This window comes from Streptomyces griseicoloratus (assembly GCF_014534645.1).
Lineage (GTDB): Bacteria > Actinomycetota > Actinomycetes > Streptomycetales > Streptomycetaceae > Streptomyces > Streptomyces griseicoloratus.
In genome coordinates this window covers 1-219 of the sequence record NZ_JACVQF010000118.1, presented here as the reverse complement: position 1 = coordinate 219, position 219 = coordinate 1, and the positions used below count along the sequence as shown (strand labels likewise).

The 219-nt window shown below is 63.5% G+C and carries 1 protein-coding gene; it reads right to left on the bottom strand.

Annotated elements, in window-relative coordinates; all coding sequences use genetic code 11:
• Positions 1–219, bottom strand: a 219-nt coding sequence (locus H0H10_RS03390; RefSeq protein ID WP_188179283.1) for a condensation domain-containing protein, incomplete at both ends; no start/stop codon positions are given.

The following is a 219-nucleotide window of genomic DNA, read 5'->3' as shown; positions in this document are numbered from 1 at the left end:
CGCAACCCCTCCCACACAATCGCCGTCCGGTAGATGTCATGCCGCTCCACCACACGCCGCAACGCCGCCAGAAAAGCATCCAGCCGCGCCCGCGAATCAAACTCCAGGACCATCGGCATCGCATAGGCGTCGGCGCCGTCCTGGTCAGTCAACAGATGGTGGAAGAAGATGCCCTCCTGGAGAGGGGCAAGGGGATAGACGTCCGCGATGTTCGCCGCA